This window comes from Mycolicibacter icosiumassiliensis (assembly GCF_900078685.2).
Classification (GTDB): Bacteria; Actinomycetota; Actinomycetes; order Mycobacteriales; family Mycobacteriaceae; genus Mycobacterium; species Mycobacterium icosiumassiliensis.
Genome location: NZ_LT546170.1, coordinates 534,332 through 541,481, shown reverse-complemented (window position 1 = coordinate 541,481; position 7,150 = coordinate 534,332). Strand labels below are relative to the sequence as shown.

Sequence of the window (7,150 nt, the reverse complement as noted above, 5' to 3'; positions counted from 1 at the left end):
GCGCGGGTGGGGGCACCCGACGGGATGGCCGACGGGGCGGCACGCCCGGCCGGCAGTGCCTGACTGGGCCGGGTGGGACGCCGCCCGGATCGCACCGCGGCCACCGCGTCGGCGAACGGGCCGCCGCTGCGGTAGCGCATGCCCGGATTCTTGGCCAGGGTGATCTCGATGAGTTCCCGCACGTTGGGCGGCAACTCCGCCGGCAGCGGCGGAGGAGGCTCCTTGATGTGCTTCATCGCCACGGTCAGCGCACCGTCGCCGGTGAACGGCCGACGGCCCGACAGCACCTCATAGCCGACCACACCCAGCGAGTACACGTCACTGGCGGCGGTGGCATCCTGCCCCAGTGCCTGCTCCGGCGCGATGTATTGGGCGGTGCCCATCACCATCCCGGTCTGGGTGACCGGCGCGGCGTCGACGGCCTTGGCGATACCGAAGTCGGTGATCTTCACCTGGCCGGTCGGCGTGATCATGATGTTGCCGGGCTTGACGTCGCGGTGCACCAGCCCGGTGCTGTGCGCCACCTGCAGTGCGCGTCCGGTCTGCTCCAGCATGTCCAGGGCGTGCCGCAGCGACAACCGCCCGGTCCGCTTGAGCACCGAGTTCAGCGGCTCACCGTTGACCAGTTCCATCACCAGGAACGCGGTACGGCCCTCGCCGTCCAGCTCGGTCTCGCCGTAGTCGTGCACGCTGGCGATACCCGGGTGGTTGAGCATCGCGGTGTTGCGGGCCTCGGCCCGGAACCGCTCGATGAACTCCGGGTCGGAGGAGAACTCCGGCTTGAGCACCTTGACCGCGACGCGGCGACCCAGCCGGTTGTCGACGGCCTCCCATACCTGACCCATACCGCCGGTGGCGATGAGTCGCTGCAACCGATAACGCCCGGCCAGTGCCGCGCCGACCTGTGGACTCATGAGCGCCCCTGCAGGGCGGCTTGGATGACGGCGCGTCCGATCGGTGCGGCTAACGCACCGCCGGTGGCGGCCAAGCGGTCGCCGCCGTCTTCGACCACGACGGCAACGGCCACTTTCGGGGCGCTGGCCGGGGCAAAGGCGATGTACCACGCGTGCGGCGGGGTGTTCCGCGGATCGGGACCGTGTTCGGCGGTGCCGGTCTTCGACGCGATCTGTACGCCCGGGATGGCCCCCTCCTGCTGGGTCACTCTTTCGGCGTCGATCATTAGTTCAGTTAGCTTAGTCGCGACCTGCGAGGACACCGCACGGCGCTGCTCGCGGGGTTGGGTGGTGGCGATGCCCGCCAGGTCCGGACCCTCCAGCCCGTCGACCAGATACGGCTGCATCGTGAGCCCGCCGTTGGCGATGGTCGCCGCGATGACCGCGTTCTTCAGCGGGGTGACCGCGACATCCTTCTGGCCGATGCTGGTCATGCCGAGCGCGGCCGCGTCGCCGATCCGGCCGACGGTGGATTCGGCGACCTGCAGCGGCATCGGCTCGGGGGTGATATCCAGCCCGAAACCCTGGGCAGTGCTGCGAAGAGCGTCCACGCCGGTACGAATACCCAACTGGACGAAGGCGGTGTTACACGACCGCGCGAATGCCACCCGCAGCGGGACGGTCTGCTCGTTTCCGCCATCGCAGGTGTTGCCGCCGTAGTTTTCCAGCGTGACGGTGCTGTCGGGCAGCGCGATGCGCGCCGCGTTGGTCAGCGGTTCGTTCTCGCCGACGCCGGCCTGCAGCGCCGCTGCGGTCGTGATGACCTTGAACGTCGAGCCCGGCGGATAGGTCTCACTGATGGCGCGGTTGGTCAGCGGCGAGGCGGGGTCGTCGCGCAGCTGTTGCCAGGCCTGGCCCTGCTGGGCCGAATCGTGCGAGGACAGCAGGTTGGGGTCGTACGACGGTGCCGACACCATCGCCAGGACCTTGCCGGTGCTCGGCTCCAGGGCCACCACCGCACCGCGGCAGCCGCCGGTGCAGCCCTTCTGCATCGCGTCCCAGCCGGCTTGCTGCACCCGGGGCCGGATGGTGGTCTCCACCGTGCCGCCCCGCGGGCTGCGGCCGGTGAAGAAGTCGGCCAGCCGCAGCCCGAACAGGCGCGGGTCCGACCCGTTGAGCACGGTGTCCTCGGCGCGTTCGAGGCCGCTGCTGGAGTACCGCAGCGAGTAGAAACCGGTGACCGGCGCATACACCGCCGGGTCGGGGTAGATGCGCTGGTATTTGATCCGATCGTCGGTGGCGACCGAGTAGGCCAGCAGCTGGCCGGCTGCGGTGATCTGGCCGCGTTGGCGGGAGTATTCGTCGAGCAGCACCCGCTGATTGCGCGGGTCGGCGCGCAGCCCGTCGGCGGCGAAGACCTGGGTCAGGGTGGCGTTGCCCAACAGCAGCACGATCAGCGCCATCAGGGTCATCGCGACACGGCGCAGGGAGGTATTCATACGCGCTCGATCACCGCCGTGCCGGTGTCGCCGATCGGAGCCGGGCGCGCGGGATGAGTGCTCAGCGGCCGGCGGGCGGCGTGCGAGACGCGCAGCACGATCGCCAGCAGCACATAGTTGGCCAGCAACGACGATCCACCATAGGACAGCCACGGGGTGGTCAGCCCGGTCAGCGGAATCAGCTTCGTCACGCCACCGACCACGATGAACAGCTGAATGCCCAGGGTGGCGGCCAAGCCGGCGGCCAACAGCTTGCCGAAGCTGTCCCGCACCGCGATCGCGGTCCGCATGCCCCGCACGATCACGATGGTGTAGAGGATCAGCACGCCGGCGAGCCCGACCAGGCCCAGCTCCTCACCGAACGCGGCGATGATGAAGTCCGTCGACGCCGCGGGCACGTAACCGGGCTGTCCGTTGCCCAGCCCGGTGCCGAAGATGCCGCCGGTGGCGAAGCTGAACAGCGACTGCACCATCTGATAGCCGACACCTTCGGGGTCGGCGAACGGGTCCAGCCAGGTCTGCACCCGCACCCGGACGTGGCTGAACAGGAAGTAAGCGGCCACGCTGCCGGCGGCGAACAGCAGCATGCCGATCACCATCCAGCTGAACCGGCGAGTGGCCAGGTACACCACCACCAGGAACGATGCGTACAGCAGCAGCGACGTACCGAGATCCTTCTCGAACGCCATCACCCCGACCGAGATCACCCAGGCGGCCAGCAGCGGCGCCAGGTCGCGGGGCCGGGGCAGGTTCATGCCCAACACGTGTTTGCCGGCGCTGGTGAACAACCGGCGCTTGGACACCAGTACCGCGGCAAAGAAGATCAGCAACAAGATCTTGGAGAACTCGGCGGGCTGAATTGAGAAGCCCGGCAACCGAATCCAGATCTTGGCACCCTGGCGCTCGGACAGCGACGCGGGCAGCAGGGCCGGGATCACCAACAGCACCAAGCCAGCCAAGCCGCAAACGTAGCCACGGCCGGAGAGCCGGCGGTGGTCCTTGAGGGCCACCAGCACCAGGGCGAAGACGCCGACGCCGACCAGTGTCCACAGCATCTGCGCACCGGCGCCGGGACGGGCCTCGGCGCCGTCGATCCCGACCCCCAGGTCGATGCGGTGAATCATCACCAGCCCAAGGCCGTTCAGCAGGGCCACCACCGGCAGCAGCAGCGGGTCGGCGTAGCGCGCCGACCGCCGGATGACCAGGTGCGCGAAGCCGAACAGCACCAGAAATGCCGCCCCGTAACCGACCAGGTCCCAGCGCAAACCCTGCTCGTGACCGGCCTCGACGATCAGCATCGCCACCGCGATGATCATGGCGGCGAAGCACAGCAGTAGTAGTTCGGCGTTCCGTCGATCCGGTAGTGCGGGGATCAGCGCCACCGGCGGCTGCGGCGCTGTGTTCACGTCGCGCCGGCGACGCTGCCGTGGGGGGCGAGGAGCAAGACCGGCGCGGGTCATGAGGCCGCTCGGCAGTCGGTCCCCGGTTCTGGAGGGTGCCGCCGTGCGGGCACGGCGGCAGCAGTGAATCGCGGGCCAAATTGCGCAGTTGGGTGATCGCGTCGTCAAGCGTGCCGGCGGGCAGACCGTTGCTGACTTGTTGGCGGGCCGGCGGGCGGAGGTCCTGCAGCGTCATCAGCCGGCAAGCCAGCTTGTCGCCGGACTGGCTGAAGCTGATCTGCACCAGCTCGCCCTTGCTGTCCAGGCAGCCGAGCAGGTAGGGCTCCTGCAGCGGCACACCCAGGATCGAGCCCTGCACGCCGCGCATGATCGCCACGGTGCCGCCGTAGGCGGTGACGTAGTAATTGGTGCGGACCACCGCCCGCCCCACCAGCAGCCCGGCGCCTAGCAGCGTCAGCAGCAGCGCCGCGACGATGAACTTGCGTCGCCGGGAGCGGGGCGGCCGGTCCGGGCTTTCGATGCGCGGCAGCACGCGCTTGGCGACGGTCTTTCGGGGGGCGATTGCCGACGCCCGACCGGCAGCGGTGTTCAGCGACGGTAGGTGGTCGTCGTCGCTGTCGGAGACCGCCCCGGCCAGGATCGGCTGGGTCTGGCCGTAGTCGACGTCGACGACGTCGGCCACCACCACCGTGACGTTGTCCGGGCCGCCGCCGCGCAGCGCCAGCTCGATGAGCCGCAGCGCGCAGTCGTTGACGTCGGGGATCTCCAGCGCTTCGTGGATGGTTTCGGTGCTGACCGGGTCCGACAGACCGTCGGAGCACAGCAGATAGCGATCGCCGGCCTGCGCCTCGCGCATGATCAGCGTCGGCTCCACCTCATGGCCGGTCAGGGCACGCATGATCAGGGAGCGCTGCGGATGGCTGTGCGCCTCCTCCAAGGTGATGCGGCCTTCGTCGACCAGGGTTTGTACGAAGGTGTCGTCCTTGGTGATCTGGGTGAGCTCGCCGTCGCGCAGCAGATAGCCGCGGGAGTCGCCGATGTGGGCCAGCCCCAGCCGCGGGCCGGCGAACAGAATGGTCGTCAGCGTGGTGCCCATGCCTTCGAGCTCGGGATGCTCTTCGACATAGGCCGCGATCGCCGAGTTGCCCTCCTGCACGGCGCTTTCCAACTTCGCCAGCAGGTCGCCGCCGGGCTCGTCGTCGTCGAGGTGCGCCAGCGCGGCGATCACCAGTTGCGACGCGACTTCACCGGCCGCGTGTCCGCCCATGCCGTCGGCCAACGCCAACAGCCGGGCGCCGGCGTAGACGGAATCCTCGTTGTTGGAGCGCACCAGACCGCGGTCGCTGCGGGCGGCGTACCGCAGAACCAGGCTCACCGGCGGAGCTCGATCGCGGTCTTGCCGATTCGTATCGGCGTGCCGATCGGAACCCGTACCGCAGTGGTCACCTTCACCCTGTCAAGGTAGGTGCCGTTGGTCGAACCCAGATCTTCGACATACCATTCCGTGCCCCGTTGAGATAGTCGAGCGTGCCGGGTGGAGGCGTAATCGTCGGTGAGCACCAGGGTGGAGTCGTCGGCGCGGCCCACCAGGACCGGCTGATCGCTCAGCGCGATGCGCGCCCCGGTCAGCGGTCCCTCAGTCACCACCAGATGCCGCGCGGTGGTCCGATGCTGGCGTGGCGGCAACAGCACGCCCCGGATCGACAGCCCCCGGCGGACCATCACCGCGCCGGTGGGCGCGTAAATGTCGGTCCGCAATATCCGCAGCACCGACCAGATGAACAGCCACAACAACGTCAAAAAACCGGCTCGCGTCAGCTGCAGTACCAGTCCCTGCATCCGGCGTCCTCTCCGTTGTCGCGCAGCCCATGGCGTGCTCCTGACGGCGGAGCACTTCGGCAAAGTCACGATACTTGGGCGCGGGGGGCCGTAGGGCAAAGCGGCAGCGCTTTGCTGGTTGGGTTTGTCAGTCGGGTGGACGCTGCCGCGGTGCCTAGTGGACCCGGACGATGATCTCCGAGTGGCCCAGGCGGATGACGTCGCCGTCGGCCAGCTGCCACTCCTGGACCGGGGCGTTGTTCACCGTGGTGCCGTTGGTCGAGTTCAGGTCCGACAGCAGGGCCACCCGGCCGTCCCAGCGGATCTCGAGGTGACGGCGCGACACCCCGGTGTCAGGCAGCCGGAACTGGGCGTCCTGGCCGCGGCCCACCACGTTGGCACCTTCGTGCAGCTGGTAGGTGCGGCCGCTGCCGTCGTCGAGCTGCAGGGTGACCGACGCCGGCGCAGAGTAGGCGCGCTGGCCGTAGCCGCCGCCCGGAGCCTCGCCATAGCCGCCCTGAGCCTGCTGGCCGTAGTCGTAGCCGGCCTGGGCGCCTTGACCCTCGCCGTAGCCACCCTGTGCGGGCTGGCCGTAGTCGTAACCGGCGGGAGCAGCAGGCGCTTCGCCGTAGCCGTAGCCGGGCTGGCCGTAATCCTGCCGGCCGTACTGGGCACCCTGGTCATACCCACCCTGGTCCGGGTAGGCCGGGCGCTGATCGTACTGGCCCTCGGGGTAGGCGTAGTCGTCCTGGCGGGCCGGTGGGCGCTCGTAATCGCCGTAGCCGGGCTGGCCACCGGCGGGGTAGACCGGGTAGCCGCCGTGGTCGGGGTAGCCGCCTTGCTCGGGCCGGCGGGGCGGGGCGTAGGCGCCGCCCTGGCCCTGGTCGGGGTAGCCGCCGCGCTGCTCCTGCTGGTAGTGCTCGGCTTCGGGAGGATAGGGGCCACGGGGGTCCGGACCGCCGCGAGCATCGTCGGCGGGCCGACCGTAGCGGGGGTCGTAGTAGTCGTCGCCGGGACGATCCTGCCCGTGGGCGCCGCGGTACGGGTTATCGGTCATCGGTGGCACTCCTGATTCTGCGGTAAACGCATGAACTGATTGTGGCGGGGGGGATTCATTGAGCGTCTGGTGGGGGCTGGCGTCAGGATTGACTGCGCCGCGGGCACGGACCTGGCCGGTGTGCAGGCTCGGCGACTGCTGGAACCGGACAACCACATCACCATACGTTTGCCACCCCTGTTCGCCGATGTACTCCGCCAGATGCCGGGCGAAGGCCTTCGACGTCAGATCCTGGTCGGCGCCCACCTTGTCGTAGTCGTCCTTACCGAGGGTAATGACGTATTCGTTGGGCGCCAAAAGTTGATTTCCGGCGAGGGAGCGCACGCCAGCGGCGGCTTCGCGGCGCAACGCAGCCTCGACCTCCTCGGGGAGGACTTCCCCTCCGAAGACCCGGGCCATCGCATCCTCCACAGCGGATTCGAGTTTGCGCTCGATGCGATGAACCAGCCCACGCTGGCTGTCCAAGCTGCTACCCGCCTTACT

Annotated in this window: 5 protein-coding genes and 1 pseudogene; all 6 read right to left on the bottom strand. The window is 69.0% G+C overall.

Features of this window, described 5'->3' with window-relative positions; translation table 11 throughout:
* A partial coding sequence (locus tag BN4346_RS45255) for a serine/threonine-protein kinase (RefSeq protein WP_067976813.1) occupies window positions 1–914 on the bottom strand: 914 nt, incomplete at its 3' end.
* On the bottom strand, window positions 911–2,392 hold the full coding sequence (gene pbpA / locus BN4346_RS45250) for a D,D-transpeptidase PbpA (protein ID WP_067976812.1): 1,482 nt from the start codon (window positions 2,390–2,392) through the stop codon (window positions 911–913). The genes BN4346_RS45255 and pbpA, both read right to left, overlap by 4 nt.
* Complete coding sequence (locus BN4346_RS45245; protein WP_067976811.1) at window positions 2,389–3,798, bottom strand: FtsW/RodA/SpoVE family cell cycle protein; 1,410 nt, start codon at window positions 3,796–3,798, stop codon at window positions 2,389–2,391. The genes pbpA and BN4346_RS45245 overlap by 4 nt, the downstream gene beginning before the upstream one ends.
* Window positions 3,743–5,167, bottom strand: a pseudogene (locus BN4346_RS45240) (PP2C family protein-serine/threonine phosphatase); the annotation flags it as partial. The gene BN4346_RS45245 and the pseudogene BN4346_RS45240, both read right to left, overlap by 56 nt.
* Entirely contained in the window at window positions 5,164–5,631 is a 468-nt protein-coding gene (locus tag BN4346_RS45235; protein WP_067976808.1) for an FHA domain-containing protein FhaB/FipA, read from the bottom strand. The gene BN4346_RS45235 and the pseudogene BN4346_RS45240, both read right to left, overlap by 4 nt.
* Before the next feature lie 154 nt (window positions 5,632–5,785).
* Window positions 5,786–7,132, bottom strand: a complete 1,347-nt coding sequence (locus BN4346_RS45230; protein ID WP_067976807.1) for an FhaA domain-containing protein — start codon at window positions 7,130–7,132, stop codon at window positions 5,786–5,788.
* Between the last annotated feature and the right edge of the window lie 18 nt (window positions 7,133–7,150).